The organism is Streptomyces musisoli (assembly GCF_016741855.1).
Lineage (GTDB): Bacteria > Actinomycetota > Actinomycetes > Streptomycetales > Streptomycetaceae > Streptomyces > Streptomyces musisoli.
In genome coordinates, this window is sequence record NZ_JAERRH010000008.1 from 14,901 (window position 1) to 29,355 (window position 14,455).

The 14,455-nt window shown below is 74.0% G+C and carries 11 protein-coding genes and 1 pseudogene; 5 read left to right on the top strand and 7 right to left on the bottom strand.

Features of this window, described 5'->3' with window-relative positions:
- Positions 1 to 79: 79 nt before the first annotated feature.
- Positions 80 to 505 (bottom strand): DUF3499 domain-containing protein, encoded by a 426-nt coding sequence (locus JK361_RS21485; protein ID WP_201820810.1) that lies wholly within the window; start codon positions 503 to 505, stop codon positions 80 to 82.
- Positions 506 to 856: 351 nt separating this feature from the next.
- Here JK361_RS21485 and JK361_RS21490 point away from each other — a divergent pair, with 351 nt between their 5' ends.
- Positions 857 to 1,243: a metallopeptidase family protein gene (locus JK361_RS21490; protein WP_201820812.1), complete on the top strand. Its 387-nt coding sequence runs from the start codon at positions 857 to 859 to the stop codon at positions 1,241 to 1,243.
- A gap of 130 nt (positions 1,244 to 1,373) precedes the next feature.
- On the opposite strand, the gene JK361_RS21495 is transcribed toward JK361_RS21490, so the two are convergent.
- From JK361_RS21495 to JK361_RS21505, 3 genes are all read right to left on the bottom strand, one after another.
- Positions 1,374 to 2,897, bottom strand: a complete 1,524-nt coding sequence (locus JK361_RS21495) for a DUF5719 family protein (RefSeq protein WP_201820814.1) — start codon at positions 2,895 to 2,897, stop codon at positions 1,374 to 1,376.
- Entirely contained in the window at positions 2,894 to 6,661 is a 3,768-nt protein-coding gene (locus JK361_RS21500) for a glycosyltransferase family 2 protein (protein ID WP_201820816.1), read from the bottom strand. Before JK361_RS21500 ends, JK361_RS21495 begins: the two co-directional genes overlap by 4 nt.
- Before the next feature lie 214 nt (positions 6,662 to 6,875).
- Complete coding sequence (locus JK361_RS21505; RefSeq protein WP_003975777.1) at positions 6,876 to 7,139, bottom strand: WhiB family transcriptional regulator; 264 nt, start codon at positions 7,137 to 7,139, stop codon at positions 6,876 to 6,878.
- A gap of 679 nt (positions 7,140 to 7,818) precedes the next feature.
- Between JK361_RS21505 and JK361_RS21510 the strand changes: the two genes are divergently transcribed.
- The 4 genes from JK361_RS21510 to JK361_RS21525 all read left to right on the top strand — a co-directional run bounded on the left by JK361_RS21510 (position 7,819) and on the right by JK361_RS21525 (position 11,914).
- Entirely contained in the window at positions 7,819 to 8,313 is a 495-nt protein-coding gene (locus tag JK361_RS21510; RefSeq protein ID WP_201820817.1) for a cysteine dioxygenase, read from the top strand.
- Positions 8,314 to 8,405: 92 nt separating this feature from the next.
- Complete coding sequence (gene cofD / locus JK361_RS21515; RefSeq protein WP_201820819.1) at positions 8,406 to 9,365, top strand: 2-phospho-L-lactate transferase; 960 nt, start codon at positions 8,406 to 8,408, stop codon at positions 9,363 to 9,365.
- Positions 9,362 to 10,771 (top strand): coenzyme F420-0:L-glutamate ligase, encoded by a 1,410-nt coding sequence (locus tag JK361_RS21520; protein WP_201820821.1) that lies wholly within the window; start codon positions 9,362 to 9,364, stop codon positions 10,769 to 10,771. Before cofD ends, JK361_RS21520 begins: the two co-directional genes overlap by 4 nt.
- A gap of 129 nt (positions 10,772 to 10,900) precedes the next feature.
- Positions 10,901 to 11,914 carry a DNA-3-methyladenine glycosylase family protein gene (locus JK361_RS21525; RefSeq protein WP_201820823.1) on the top strand — a complete coding sequence of 338 codons (1,014 nt, stop codon included), beginning with the start codon at positions 10,901 to 10,903 and terminating at the stop codon, positions 11,912 to 11,914.
- A 76-nt stretch (positions 11,915 to 11,990) separates the two neighbouring features.
- Here JK361_RS21525 and JK361_RS21530 read toward each other — a convergent pair.
- The 3 genes and pseudogenes from JK361_RS21530 to JK361_RS21540 form a co-directional block, all read right to left on the bottom strand.
- Positions 11,991 to 12,458: pseudogene (locus JK361_RS21530) on the bottom strand (anthrone oxygenase family protein); the annotation flags it as partial.
- Positions 12,459 to 12,468: 10 nt separating this feature from the next.
- Entirely contained in the window at positions 12,469 to 13,503 is a 1,035-nt protein-coding gene (locus tag JK361_RS21535; RefSeq protein ID WP_201820825.1) for an AraC family transcriptional regulator, read from the bottom strand.
- 36 nt (positions 13,504 to 13,539) lie between these two features.
- A complete protein-coding gene (locus JK361_RS21540) occupies positions 13,540 to 14,376 on the bottom strand; it encodes an NmrA family NAD(P)-binding protein (protein ID WP_201820827.1) in 837 nt (278 codons plus the stop codon).
- Positions 14,377 to 14,455: the final 79 nt, after the last annotated feature.

The window sequence follows — 14,455 nt, forward strand, 5'->3', positions numbered from 1 at the left end:
CGCTCGAGGGCCCCTCGCGCGTAACGCCCGGGCGGGGCGAACCGTCACGCCTGGCAGGGGTGGCGCTCGGCCGTGGCGCTCAGTTGTCCGGGGAGCGCAGGACCCTCAGGTGGCCGCGGCGCGCGACCTCCATGGGATCCGCGGCGCGGGCTCCGCCGCCGCCCGCGCCGGCCGCGCGTTCCTGGGGGCGGGCCGCCTCGCGCACGGCGTTGGCAAGCGCTTCCAGGTCGTCTCCGCTGGGCCGGGCCGGTGCCGAGCCGTCGAGGAGTCGTACGACCTCCCAGCCGCGCGGGGCGGTGAGGCGCTCGGAGTGCTCGGCGCACAGGTCGTAGCAGTGGGGTTCGGCGTAGGTGGCGAGCGGGCCGAGGACCGCGGTCGAGTCCGCGTAGACGTACGTCAGCGTCGCGACGGCGGGTCGGCCGCAGGCGGTTCGCGAACAGCGACGTACAGGGCTCACGACGTTGGACGGTACCGCACTCTTGAGCGGGCCGCGACGACTCCCCACCAGGTCACTCCACCGTGTCGAGCTGTGAAACGCCCCACACACCCTTTCGAATGAACCACGCTGACCTGCATGGACGGACTTGCGGCGGATGTCCTGAGGGATCTTGCCCGGTCACGATCCGGCATAAACACCGTCAATTGTCTTGAGTTCGTCGGTCTTGGAGAGTTACGGAAACGAGCCAGACCTTGGCTGGAATGGTCATCCTGCGACACCGGGGGTCAGGGGCCGGTTGCCGCGTGGAGCCGGACGGGCGGAGGGCACGGGGACTACGCTTCACCAGTGATGGACAACCGTGTATCGCCCCGTGCCACCGGCCCCGGGCCCCGTCGCCGTGATCGCCACGGGCGGGGCATGCGAGGGCCGATCGCACCGCCGCAGGTGCCGTTGGCGGCCAGCCGTGCCGAGGTGTTCGCGGACCTGGTGCAGGACTCCGTGGAGCGTCTCGAGCGACGGTGGCCGCAGCTGGCCGACATCGACTTCCTCGTGCTGGAGGTGCCCCGGCTGGACGGGCGGGGTGACCAGCCGGTGTGGGAGGACGAGGCGGTGCCGCTCGGCGGGATCATCCCCGCGCGTGACGGACGGCGGGCCCGGGTGGTCGTGTACCGGCGTCCGGTGGAGATCCGGACCAAGGGCCGCGACGAGCGGGCCGCACTGGTGCACGAGGTGGTCGTGGAGCAGGTGGCCGAGCTGCTCGGGCTCACGCCGGAGACGGTGGACCCCCGGTACGGGGAGGACTAGGCACCGACGTGGAGGGCGGGCCGTGGGCCGGAACGCCCTGTCCGGTGTCCGCCCGTCAGCCACCCCGGAGCAGGGCCGGCCGTGTGGGCCGGAACGCCTTCGGCCTCCCTGCCCGGAGCCCGCCCGGCCCCTACTTCTGCAATATCGACAGGTCCTCCTCCGTCTGCGGTACCGCGACCATGCCGTGGTCGTTCGGGAGGGTCTGGACGGTGAAGGCGGGGACGCCTTCGTCGGTGACCGCGAGGGTGCGGGAGGCGTATACCGGGCCGCCGGAGACGGATTCCACCGTGAGCGCGTACGTGCCCTTCAGGCCCGCCGGGACCGGGGCGTCGACGTTCTGGGTGGTGCCGGACTTGACGGTGTAGGTCTTGGTCACCGGGCTTCCGCCCTCGCTGCCCGCCGAGGCGGTGACCTTGACCGTGGCCGTGCCGCCGGGTGCCGCCAGGGCCAGGGTCGTGCTCTTCGCCCTGTTGTCGGCCGAGGTGGCGCGCGAGCCCACGGCGGCGGTGGCCGGGATGAACGCCGTCTCCTTCTTGTCCCCCTTGCCCCGGACCACCTGGAGGGCCGCGACGACCGGGACCGCCTGGTCGGTGGGGGTGAGGACCAGGGAGCCGGCCTCGCCACGGGTGACGTCGCCGAGGTCGACCGCCGTCGTCATACCGGACTTGACGTGCAGGGTCTCGCTCCCGGCCGGGGTGATCAGGCCGTCGGGCGAGGCCAGGCGGATCTTCAGGTCGGCGTCGTCGTCGCCGTGGGTGAAGGCGATCAGGCGGACGTCGGTGGCGTCCTTCGGGATACCGGGCAGGACCAGGCTGTCCGACGGATCGGCGGCAGCGGCCAGCCAGTCGCCGCCCGCCTTGTCGTCCAGGGCCTGCACGGCGGCGCCGACCCGGCCGCTGCGCACGCTGACGTGCACGGTCAGATCGGGCTGCCGTTCGTCGGTGAGCGTGGAGAGCAGGATCGCGTCGCTCGCGTGCGGCTTGACGGTGAGGTTCTCGCCCAGCGGGGACTTGAGCGCGCCGTCCTTGCCGTACAGCTCGATGTCGACGACGGCGGCGAAGTCGTCGGGGTTGGTGAGGTGGACGTAGTCGGTGCGGCCGGTGGCCGTGCCGGCGCCCGGGAACCAGAACTCCGTGTCGGCGCCGGTGCAGTTGACGCCCTGGAGTCCGCGGCCGGTGCCGGCGGCGACCTCGGTGGTCTCCTGGACGGTCCAGCCGGGCGCGAACCCGCCGTCGGCGGTGCCGATGAGCGCGGACGCCTCGGCGCCGGACGTGTCGCCGGTGACCGGGGTGCCCGGCGCCTTCGGCGTGAGCACCGGCTGCTCGGCCTTCTTCCCGCCCGCCTTGCCGCCCTTGCCTTCCTTGCTCTGCCCGCTGCCGGACTCGTCCCCCGACTGCTCGCCGGCCGCCTGGAGCCGGGCCTTGCCGTTGCTCGCGGCGCCCTTGGTGACGGGCGTGAACGACGTGTACGACGTGTCGGCGATGTCCGATGTGCTCGGCGCCGGGCACAGCAGGCTCGTGCGCTCCACCGGCAGTTGGGCGGCCGCCTCGGGGGCGGCGGCTCCGGAGGCGGCCGGCGAGTCGAACGCGGCGAACGCGGTGACGGCGGCCAGCGCGGTCGTGCCGGCGATCAGGGACAGGGTGGTGCGGTTCACTGCTGGCTCCCGTCGGGGCGCTGGCTGCCGGTGCCGTGGGGCTGCTGGGCCGGGTCGTAGCCCTGCCGGGCCGGGTCATAACCCTGCCGGGCCGGGTCATAACCCTGCTGGGCCTGGTCGTAGTCCTCCTGAGCGGGGTCGTACGCCGGGTCGTAGCCCTGTTGCCCGTAAGCCGACGGGTCGTACGGCATCGGGTCGGCCGTGCCGCCGTAGGCGTACGGGTCGTACGGGGCCGCCTGGTAGGGGTCGGACTGGTACGTCTGCTGGTCGTAGTCCGTCGCGGTCTGGTACGGGTCGGTGCCGTAACCGGTGTACCCGGCCTGCGAATAGGCGGCCTCTTCCCTTCCCCAGTCCTGGTTCCCCTCGCCTTGGGGAACCCCCGCGTCGTACGGCTGCTGGTGGGGTACGGCGGCCGGGGGCTGGTCCGGCGGCGGCGGTGTGCCGGGCTGCTCGTCGAGGGCCGCCTCCTCGGCCTGGGCGCGCAGGCGGCGGGCGCGGCGGCCCTCTCCGGCGGTGGCCTCGGCGGGCACGGGCTCCGCCTCGGGCAGGTCGTCGTCGACGTCGCGGCGGCGGCCGGGCAGGGCGAGGACGACCAGGACGACGGCGAGCGCGCCCTGCGCCCAGAGCCAGGCGGTGTGGGTGACCGGGGCGTCGTAGGTGATGTCCAGCCTGCCTCCGGTGGCGGGCAGCTGGAAGCCCTGGGCCCAGCCGTCGACCGTGGTGCGGGTGAGCGGCTTGCCGTCGAGCGTGGCCGTCCAGCCGTCGGCGGCGCTGTCGGCGAGGCGCAGGACGCGGCTGCCGGAGCCGGAGGGGACCGTGGTGTGGATCTCCACCGGTCCGGCGGCGACCGGCTGGGCCGTGCCCGAACCGTCGGCGGCGACGATCGCCGCGCGGGCGACCTCCTGGTCGACGCGCCACAGGGCGCTGCCGTTCTGCTGGCTGAGCCGGGTCAGGCCGGGGGTGGCGTCGAGGACTCGGGCGACCTCGCGGGGGGCGCCCTTGTGGACGAGGATGTATCGCACGGCGAAGCCGCCGAGTTCGTCGGCCTGGTCGGCTCCGGAGCCGGCGACCAGGTTGGCGACGATCTTGTCGAGGTGGGCGTTCCCGTCCTCGGCGGCGGTGAGTTCGGCGTCGCCCATGCGGGCGCCGGCGCCGCGGACCAGGCTGTAGCGCACGCGTGTGGTGGAGTCGCTGTCCAGGACCAGGGTGCGGGCCTGGTCGCCGCCGGTGGAGTCCTCGGCGACGAACGCGGGCACCTGGGCCGGGGTGCGGCGCTCCAGCGGACCGTCGGCGCCGCCGATCATCCAGCCGGCGGCGACGAGCAGGGGGCCGGCGGCCGAGGCGAAGGCGATCAGGGCGGCGACCGGCTGGCGCCAGCCGAAGCTCTGCTCGGCCACGCGTGCGCGTGCGCCGTCGGCGCCGAGGGCGGCGGCGGCCAGCAGGGCGATGCCGTAGACGAGGGTGGCCGGTCCGGCCCAGGCGGACTTGTTGGACAGGACCGCGAAGACGAGGCCGGTCAGGGCGACGGCCCAGGCGGTGCGGATGCCGAGCTGTCGCTCGGAGCGCAGGAGCGCGGCGAGCGCGGCGAGCACGATGCCGATGAGCATCAGGCCGTCGACGGTGCCGGGGCCGCCGGGGGCGGCGCCGAGCAGGTCGAGCGCGGAGGCGGCCGAGGGGCCGTACTCCAGGCCGGCCTCCTGGAAGAAGCCGGTCGGGAGCAGGGTCAGCGACCAGGGGGCGAGGATCAGCAGCGGGGTGCCGAGCTGGGCGAGGAAGCGCAGGCCGTGGGCGACGAGGTCGCGGCGGCGCAGGACGAGCACGCCGAGGCCGAGCAGCAGCGCGATGGGCCACACGATCGGGGTGAACGCGGTGGTGACGGTCAGCAGCAGAGCGTAGGCCCAGGTGGCGCGCCAACTGCCGCGTGCGCCGGAGCGGTTGGCCAGGCCGCTCGCGGCGATGCCCGCGCGCGCGATGAGCGGCAGCAGCACGGCGAGGACGGCGGTGCCGATGCGGCCGCCGGCCAGGGCTCCGGTGGTGGCGGGCAGGAAGGCGTAGGCGACGGCGGCCCAGGCGCGCAGCAGCCGGGAGGTGACCAGGGGCCGGGAGGCGAAGTAGGCGGTGCATCCGGCGAGCGGCACCGAGCAGATCAGCAGGACGGTGACGGCGAGTCCGGTGGAGCCGAACAGGAGCGAGGCGAGGGTCGCGACGACGGCCAGGTAGGGCGGTGCGGAGGGGGTGCCGCCGGTGCCCGCCGGGTGCCAGCCGTCCAGGTACCGCGACCACAGGTCGCCCGCGTCGGCCGGGGCGGGCAGCAGGGCGCCGCCGGCGAGCGCGCCCCCGCCGAGCAGGGCACGGCAGGCGGCGAGGGAGATCAGCAGCAGCGCGAGGAAGAGCACCGGGCCGGGCTTGCGGGCGATCCGCTTGAGCCGGGCGAACTGCTCGACCTCCAGGAACTCGGCGTCGTCGCCGCCGGGCCCGGATTCCACGGCGCCGCCGTGCCGGCCGGCCGAGGAGGTGTCGCTGTCGCGGCCGCCGGCGAAGTTGCCGGCGATCTGTTCCACGGTGGCCCGGACGGTGGCACCGGGCGGCGGGAGCAGCTGGCGCAGTTCTCCCTTGTCGATCTGTGATGGTCCGCGGCGGCGCCGGGCGGCGATGATCCGCTCGGGCCGCAGCAGGGTGCTCAGCAGGCCGCGGATCTCGTCGACGGCCTGGCCGGGGACCTTGCCGACGAGGTAGGCGAGGGTGCGCAGGACGGTGCCGAGGACGAGCCGCAGCAGCACCCAGGGCAGCGCGGCCGTGCGGGTGTTGGCGAGCAGGGTGTAGACGGCGCCGGCCTTGTCGACCTTGTGCGGGGAGGCCGTGGTGCGGCCGGCGCAGTCGACGGTACGGCGTTCGCGGGAGGCGGCCTCGGCGTGCCGGACGACGGCGTCGGGGGCGACCAGGACGCGGTGGCCGGCCATGTGGGCGCGCCAGCACAGGTCGACGTCGTCGCGCATGAGGGGCAGCCGGCGGTCGAAGCCGCCGAGCTGTTCGAAGACGTCGCGGCGGACGAGCATGCCGGCCGTGGAGACGGACAGCACGGTGCGGACGTGGTCGTGCTGGCCCTGGTCCTGTTCGCGGCGGTCCAGGCCGGTCCAGCGGCGGCCGGAGTTGGCGATGGAGACGCCGACCTCCAGCAGCTGGCGGCGGTCGTACCAGCCGCGCAGCTTGGGGCCGACGACCGCGACGTCGGCCCGGCCGAGTTCGAGTTCGTTGTCGACGACCCGGAGCAGCTGGGCGAGGGCGTCGGGTTCGGGTGCGCAGTCGTCGTGCAGCAGCCACAGCCACTGGATGGGCTCGCCGTGCGGCAGTTCGGGCATGTCGTAGGCGTCGTCGCGCCAGGTGCGTGTGACGGGGTCCCAGCCGCTGGGGCGCTTGAGGTACGGCAGCTCCTGCGGGGTGAGGACGGGCGCGGTGCGGCTCGCCTCCTCCACGGCCTGGCCGAATCCGGTGCGCCGGGCGAGGTGCAGCACGCTCGCGTCGCCGAGGGCGTCGGTGAGCAGCTGGGCGGAGTGGTCCGCGCTGCCGGTGTCGGCGGCCACCGCGTACTGGACGGGGCGCTCCTGGCCGAGCAGCCCGGCGAGCGCGTCGGGCAGCCAGCGGGCGCCGTCGTGGGAGACGAGGACCGCGGTCACCACATGACGCGGGAACTCGGGCGGGCGGGACGGGTCAAACACGGCGGTGGCAGCGTCGTGTCGGGCTGCCGCATGGCTGTGCACGGACATCGAGGTACGGGCCCCGGTTCGGTGGACTGCGGTGGACGCCTGTGCCTCCTCGTGCGTCGAGGGGACAGCGGGGCGTCTCGGACGAGCGACCACACTATCGGCTGGCCATGATGACGGCCCGCCGCCTGTGGATAACCCATGGGCGACGGGCCGTTCGTGACGTTTTCGTGGGTACGCGTGCGTATGTCTCCGCGTACGCGCGCGTGCGGCCGTTTCAGACGGCGGCCTTCTTCAGGCGGCGGCGTTCACGCTCGGACAGACCGCCCCAGATGCCGAAGCGCTCGTCGTTGGCGAGGGCGTACTCGAGGCACTCGGAGCGGACCTCGCAGGCGAGGCAGACCTTCTTCGCCTCTCTGGTGGAGCCGCCCTTCTCGGGGAAGAAGGACTCGGGGTCGGTCTGGGCGCACAGCGCGCGCTCCTGCCAGCCGAGTTCCTCGTCCGCGTCGTCGACCAGCAGTTGCTGCACCAGCTCGGTCATGTGCGCCCCTCGTCTGTCTTTCGCGTCCCCGTGCGTAGCCGTTACCGATTTCGGCTGAACGACACGAGTGAAATTACAAGTGTGCTGCTCCGGGCGAGTCAAGCCGAGATCTGCTATTGGGCCCGTTATTCACTCTGCGGAACCAAGGCCGTGCGGAAAGTGTTCAAATCGCCATAAACCTCGACACGCAGCCGGACCCGCGAGGGCGGCCGAACCCCCGTACAGATCTCTGTACGGAGCAAGACGCCTCCGTGTTCGATCGCGTTCCGCAAGGCTCTAGCGCTCGGATGTGCCCCATGTGTCCCGGCACCCCCGAGAACAAACCTTTCACCTGACAGATGAACCGGATGAGGTGAAACATGTCCCACATGCCGGGCGTCGAGTTGACAGTGCGGGTGTGAACCGGTGTCCTAGTGGGCATGCTCGCGAACTTGGCACTCACCTCGACCCGCACCGCCGGGTCCCTCGGTGCCGCCCGCGCGCGCTGTAGCTGTTGTTGCTGTCCCAGCTGTTGAGCCGAGCCCGCTCCGGCTGTTCCCGAGCCCATCCCGGCTCGGTCGCGTTTCCCGCTCCCTGACGCCTCGTCCAGGGCACCCCGCCCGCCCGTGACCCGGGCGGACCGATACGCGCCACCCCAGCTCCAGCCCCCCACTCTTCTGCCGAGGACCACCGCATCCCGATGAACAGCGACAACGATCTCCAGATCGCCGGCGACATCCTCGAAGTCCCGCACCTGCTCCAGCCGCCGCGCGAGCACCCGGCCACCGTCGCCGAGTTCGTGGGGCTGGCCCGCTCCATCGCCGCCGACCGGGACCAGTGGGCGCACCTCGTCCGGTACGACGCCACCACCCGCTGGTACCACCGGCTGCGCACCGGTCCCGGCTACGAGGTGTGGCTGCTGTCCTGGGTGCCCGGGCAGGGCAGCGGGCGGCACGACCACGGGCGTTCCTCCGGCGTGCTCACCGTCCTGGAGGGCAGCCTCACCGAGCGCACCGGACGGGGCACGCGCACGTTGGCCGCGGGCGCCCAGCGGGTGTTCGCGCCGGGGTACGTGCACGAGGTCGTCAACGACGCGCTGGAGCCGGCGGTCAGCCTGCACGTGTACCACCCGGGCCTGACCGAGATGCCCATGCACGCCTCTCCGCACTGCGAGGCGCGTCCGGTGACCGTCTGACGCCTGCTCGGACCCGCCCCGCGAGACGTGTCCCGCCGCCCGCCGGCCACCACCCCTCAGCCAGTCGGCCCGGGGACTGACACACTGTTTCCATGCGCATTGTGGTTCTGGCAGGCGGCATCGGCGGTGCCCGTTTCCTGCGCGGTCTGAAGCAAGCCGTGCCGGACGCGGACGTCACGGTCATCGGCAACACCGGCGACGACATCCACCTCTTCGGGCTGAAGGTCTGCCCGGACCTGGACACGGTGATGTACACGCTGGGCGGCGGCATCGACGAGGAGCAGGGCTGGGGGCGGACCGACGAGACGTTCCGCGTCAAGGAGGAACTGGCGGCCTACGGGGTCGGGCCGGAGTGGTTCGGGCTCGGTGACCGGGACTTCGCCACGCACATCGTGCGGACGCAGATGCTGGGCGCCGGTTATCCGCTGAGCGCGGTCACCGAGGCGCTGTGCGACCGCTGGAAGCCCGGCGTCAGGCTGATCCCGATGACCGACGACCGGGTCGAGACGCACGTGGCCGTCGAGGTGGACGGCGAGCGGAAGGCGATCCACTTCCAGGAGTACTGGGTGAGGCTGCGCGCCTCCGTTCCGGCCGCGGCGGTCGTCCCGGTCGGCGCCGAGCAGGCCAAGCCGGCCCCGGGCGTGCTGGAGGCCATCGCCCAGGCGGACGTCATCCTCTTCCCGCCGTCCAACCCGGTCGTCTCCATCGGCACGATCCTCGCCGTGCCCGGCGTCCGCGAGGCCATCGCCGACGCGGGCGTACCGGTGATCGGCCTCTCCCCGATCGTCGGGGACGCGCCCGTGCGCGGGATGGCCGACAAGGTCCTCGCCGCGGTCGGCGTGGAGTCCACGGCCGCGGCGGTCGCCGAGCACTACGGCTCCGGGCTGCTGGACGGCTGGCTGGTCGACACCGTGGACGCGGGTGTGGTCGAGCGGGTCGAGGCGGACGGCATCCGCTGCCGGGCCGTACCGCTGATGATGACCGACGTGGACGCGGCCGCGCAGATGGCGCGGGAGGCGCTCGCGCTGGCCGAGGAGGTGCGGGAGGCGTGAGCGCAACGGCGCCCGCCGGGGCGGGCGAGCGGCCGGAGTACCGGGTCTGGGCTCTGTCCGGCATCCCCGAGGTGCAGCCGGGCGACGACATCGCCAAGCTGATCGCGGCGGCCGAGCCGGGCCTGGCCGACGGGGACGTGCTGGTCGTCACTTCCAAGATCGTCTCCAAGGCGGAGGGCCGGATCGTGCAGGCGGCCGACCGGGAGACCGCGATCGACGCGGAGACGGTCCGGCTCGTGGCCCGGCGGGGCACGCTGCGCATCGTGGAGAACCGGCAGGGGCTGGTGATGGCCGCCGCCGGGGTCGACGCCTCCAACACCCCTGCCGGGACGGTGCTGTTGCTGCCCGAGGACCCGGACGCCTCCGCGCGCGCGATCCGGGCCGGACTGCGCGACGCCCTCGGCGTCGACGTCGGCGTCCTCGTCTCCGACACCTTCGGGCGCCCCTGGCGCGCGGGGCTCACGGACGTGGCGATCGGTGCCGCCGGGGTGCACGTGCTGGACGATCTGCGCGGGGGCACGGACGCGTACGGCAACCCGCTCAGCGCGACCGTCGTCGCCGCCGCGGACGAACTGGCCGCCGCCGGCGACCTGGTCAAGGGCAAGGCGGCCGGACGCCCGGTGGCCGTGGTCCGCGGACTCCCCCACGTCGTGCGTCCCGCGCCCGACCCGGACGGCGGCGAGGGCGGCCGTGCGGGCGGCAGCGGCGGTACCGGCGAGGCCGGCCGTGCGGGCGGCAGCGCTGCCGACGAGGGCGCGCGGGCGCTCGTGCGCAACGCGGCCGACGACATGTTCCGGCTCGGCACGTCCGAGGCGATCCGGGAGGCCGTGACCCAGCGCCGCACCGTACGGGCCTTCACCGACGACCCCGTCGACCCCGGCGCGGTCCGCCGCGCGGTGGCCGCGGCGGTCACCGCCCCCGCCCCGCACCACACCACGCCGTGGCGGTTCGTGCTGCTGGAGTCGGCGGAGTCGCGGGTACGGCTGCTCGACGCGATGCGCGACGCCTGGATCGCCGACCTGCGCCGGGACGGCAAGAGCGAGGAGTCCGTCGCCAAGCGGATCCGGCGCGGTGACGTGCTGCGCAACGCGCCCTACCTGATCGTGCCCTGCCTCGTCATGGACGGCTCGCACACCTACGGGGACGCCCGGCGGGACGCTGCCGAGCGGGAGATGTTCGTGGTCGCGACGGGCGCCGGCGTGCAGAACCTGCTGGTCGCGCTGGCCGGGGAGCGGCTGGGCTCGGCGTGGGTGTCGTCGACGATGTTCTGCCGGGACGTGGTGCGCGAGGTGCTGGAGCTGCCGGCGGACTGGGACCCGATGGGCGCGGTGGCGGTCGGCCGTCCCGCGGAGGAGCCGCGGCCACGGCCGGCCCGGGACGCGGAGGCGTTCGTCGAAGTGAGGTGAGACACCCCGGCGACCTCCTAGCTAGGGGCTTTCGTTTGGATCAGGCCGGATCAGCGAGCCCGGCATGATCCGAACGAGAGGGCCTAGTCTCGACTGGAAAGCTCCGGCACCTCTCCAAGGACCTCATCAGTGGCAGGACGTTTCGCCCCGCGCCCCACCCGCGCCACCGTGCGCGGCGGGGATGCCTCCGTGCCCGCGGGGGCCGCCGCCGGGATACCCCGGCAGGCGGCCGCACCCGCGCGGGTGCGGCGGTGGGTACCGGACGGGCCGCTGGACCTCGGGCTGACCCTCGGGCCGCTGCGGCGCGGGCCCGCCGACCCCACGTTCCGGGCCACTCCGGACGGATCCGTGTGGCGGGCCTGCCGTACGCCCGCCGGACCGGGCACGCTGCGCGTGCGCGTGTACGGCGGTGAGGTGCTCGGCGAGGCGTGGGGCCCGGGCGCCGCATGGCTGCTGGACGGGCTGCCCTCACTGCTCGGCGCGGCCGACGCCCCGGACGCGTTCGTGCCCCGGCACCGGGTGCTGGCACTGGCCCGGCACCGGCGGCCGGGACTGCGGCTGGCCCGGACCGGTCTCGTCCTGGAGTCGCTGATCCCGTCGGTGCTGGAGCAGAAGGTCACGACGGTCGAGGCCTACGCGGCCTGGCGGACGCTCGTGCGAAGGTTCGGGGAGCCGGCGCCGGGGCCCGCGCCCGGGCGGATGTACGTGATGCCGGAGCCCCGCACCTGGGCGCTGGTCCCCTCCTGGGAGTGGCACCGGGCCGGCGTCGACGACAAACGGGCGTCGACGATCCTGCGGGCCGTGCGGGTCGCCGCGCGGATGGAGGAGGCGGCCCGTATGGAGCCGGCCGCCGCGCAGGCACGGCTGGAGGTCGTACCGGGGATCGGGCCGTGGACGTCGGCCGAGGTGGTGCAGCGCAGCCACGGCGCGCCGGACGCGGTCACCGTGGGCGACCTTCATCTGCCGGGGATCGTGGGATGGGCGCTGGCCGGGAACCGGAACGCGGACGACGCCGAGATGCTGCGTCTGCTGGAGCCGTACGCGGGCCAGCGGCATCGGGCGGCCCGGCTGGTCCTGCTGAGCGGGCGGGTGCCGCCTCGCCGGGCCCCCCGGATGCCGGTCGGTGACATCGGCAGGCTGTGAGGTCCGGGCCGGCCTGCGGTGAGGTGGCGGCGGCCGCGCCGTGCAGCCGCAGCGCCTGGGCCAGGCAGGCCACCGCGGCCGTGGTCAGTACGGTGCGCGCCAGGTTGGCGGCCGACCAGACGCCCTCGAACCGGTCGACCAGTGACGGGTCCGCGGCCTTCGCCGGGTCGCCGAGACGGGCGAGTTCGCCGTTCAGGGGAAGGTTCACCGAGACGGTGAGCACCAGCACGGCCAGGTAGAGCACACCGGCCCCGGCGGCCCACGCGGCCGCGGCCCTGCGCCCCCGCCGGTGCTCGGCGACGGCGGCCCACACCGTGGCGGCCAGGGCGCCGAGGAAGACGAGGGCGAACGGACCGCTGTTGTCGATCGCGTCGTTGAAGTTCCGCATCGCCGTGAGATAGGCGGCGTCGTCCAGCCGGGAGAGCCCGGGCATGACCGACAGGTCGTAGGCGTAGAACAGGCCGGACAACAGGCCCATCGCTGCGCAGGCGACGGTCAGCAGCACGCCGGCTGCGCCGCCGGAGCCGCGCGGATCCACTGACATGATCGGGTCCTCACTGGGTTCGGAGGTTCGGGGTTTCGGGTGACGGCCGGGCCGCCGGGGCCAGGACGACCGTCCCGGTCGACGCCGGCCGGGCGACCACCGCCGGCGCGCCGCCGTTCGCCCGGTACTCCTGCGGGCTCACGCCTCGCACGCGCTTGAACGCCGAGCTGAGCGCGAACGCGCTGCCGTAGCCGACCTGGTGGGCGACCTGGGCCAGGGTCGTGTCCGGCCGGCACAGCAGATCTGCGGCGAGGGTGAGACGCCACTGGGCCAGATAGGCCATCGGCGGCTCCCCCACGACCTCGCTGAAGCGGCGGGCCAGGGCCGCCCGGGAGGCGCCGACCTCGCGGGCCAGCGACTCCACCGTCCAGGGCCTGGCCGGGTCGTCGTGCAGCAGACGCAGAGCGGGGCCGACGACCGGCTCGGACTGCGCGCTGTACCAGGCGGGGACGCCGTTCTCCGGCTGTCTGAGCCAGTCCCGGAGCAGGCCCACGAAGAGCAGGTCGAGCAGGCGGTCCAGGACGAGTTCCTGTCCCGGTTCGTCGCGGGCGATCTCCTGGGCCAGCAGGGGGATCAGCGGGTCGTCGGTGCCCTCGGCGGTGCGCACGAGGAGGGCGGGGAGGGCGTCGAGCAGGCGGCGGCCGACCGCGCCCGGTGCCTGGTAGGTGCCGCTGAGCATGACGGAGGCGTCCGGTGCGTCGGCCTCGCCCCAGGTGCGCACGCCGAGCGCCATCGAGTCGGTGAGGTCGGTGCCGTCGACGGTGGTGCAGCGCTGGTCGGGGCCCACGATCACGCGCACGGGAGTGCCCCGGTCGTCGGCGATGGTGTACGGGTCGGGCCCGCGCAGGACCGCGAGGTCGCCCGGCCTCAGCAGGACCGGCGTCGCGCTGTCGGGCATCACCCAGGCGTCGCCGCGGACCATGGTGACGAGGGACACGGGAGCCCGGTCCTCGACGCGAAGTGACCAGGGCGGCCGGAACACCGACCTGAGTACGAACGCGCCGCGTGCCTTCGGGCCTTGCAGCAGGCCGGCCAGAACATCCATGGGACGACTGTCGCAGAGGGGGCGGGCGGGGAGCCGTCAGCCGGACCAGACGCCGGTGGCGGCGGTCTTCCCGGCGAACTCGGCGAAGTCCAGGGGCGGTCGGCCGAGAGCCTCCTGCACGCCCTGCGTGACAGTGGCGTTGCGCCCGTCGAGGAGGAGATGGAAGAGGTCGGCGAACTCGGCGGGCAGGCCGTTCTCCGCGAGCGTTTGGCGGTAGTCGTCCAGGGAGACCGGGGCGTACCTGATCTCGCGTCCGGTGGCCCCGGACAGTTCGGCGGCGACGTCGTGCAGGCTCAGCAGCCGGGGCCCCGACACCTCGTAGGTCCGGCCGGTGTGCCGGTCGTCGGTGAGGGCGGCCGTGACGACGTCCGCGATGTCGTCGGCGTCGACGAACGGTTCCACGGCGTCCGCGGTGGGCAGCGCGAGCTCCCCGGCGAGGACCGGTTCGAGGAAGAAGCTCTCGCTGAAGTTCTGGGCGAACCAACTGGCCCGTACGACGGTCCAGTCCGCCCCCGACGCCTTGAGCCGGTCCTCGCTGCGCACCGCGCCCTCCTCGCCGCGGCCGGAGAGCAGGACCAGGCGGCGCGCGCCCTCGCGGACGGCCAGTTCGGCGAACGCGCCCACCGCCTCGGCGGCTCCGGGGAAGGCCAGGTCGGGGTGGTAGGTGACGTAGACGGCCGCGATCCCGTCGAGCGCGGGCTCCCAGGTGCCGGGGTCCTCCCAGTCGAAGGGCGGCTCCCCGGAGCGTGAGCCGACGCGCACCGGCAGGCCGCGGACGGCCAGCCGCTCCACGACGCGCCGTCCGGTCTTGCCGGTGCCGCCGATGACGAGGGTCTTGCGGTCTGTCGGTTCCGTGCCGCGCTGTGTGGTCATGTGATCAGTCAACGGCAGCGGGACGGCGACGACCATGGCCACAACGCTCGGATGCATAAGCAGGCGTCTACGGGAGGGG

What these genes read in the sequence shown, in the direction of transcription:
- JK361_RS21490 (WP_201820812.1), top strand. Translation starts at nt 857, where the DNA reads ATGCGAGGGCCGATCGCACCGCCGCAGGTGCCGTTGGCGGCCAGCCGT.
- JK361_RS21500 (WP_201820816.1), bottom strand. Translation starts at nt 6,661, where the DNA reads ATGTCCGTGCACAGCCATGCGGCAGCCCGACACGACGCTGCCACCGCC.
- JK361_RS21505 (WP_003975777.1), bottom strand. Translation starts at nt 7,139, where the DNA reads ATGACCGAGCTGGTGCAGCAACTGCTGGTCGACGACGCGGACGAGGAA.
- JK361_RS21510 (WP_201820817.1), top strand. Translation starts at nt 7,819, where the DNA reads ATGAACAGCGACAACGATCTCCAGATCGCCGGCGACATCCTCGAAGTC.
- cofD (WP_201820819.1), top strand. Translation starts at nt 8,406, where the DNA reads ATGCGCATTGTGGTTCTGGCAGGCGGCATCGGCGGTGCCCGTTTCCTG.
- JK361_RS21535 (WP_201820825.1), bottom strand. Translation starts at nt 13,503, where the DNA reads ATGGATGTTCTGGCCGGCCTGCTGCAAGGCCCGAAGGCACGCGGCGCG.
- JK361_RS21540 (WP_201820827.1), bottom strand. Translation starts at nt 14,376, where the DNA reads ATGACCACACAGCGCGGCACGGAACCGACAGACCGCAAGACCCTCGTC.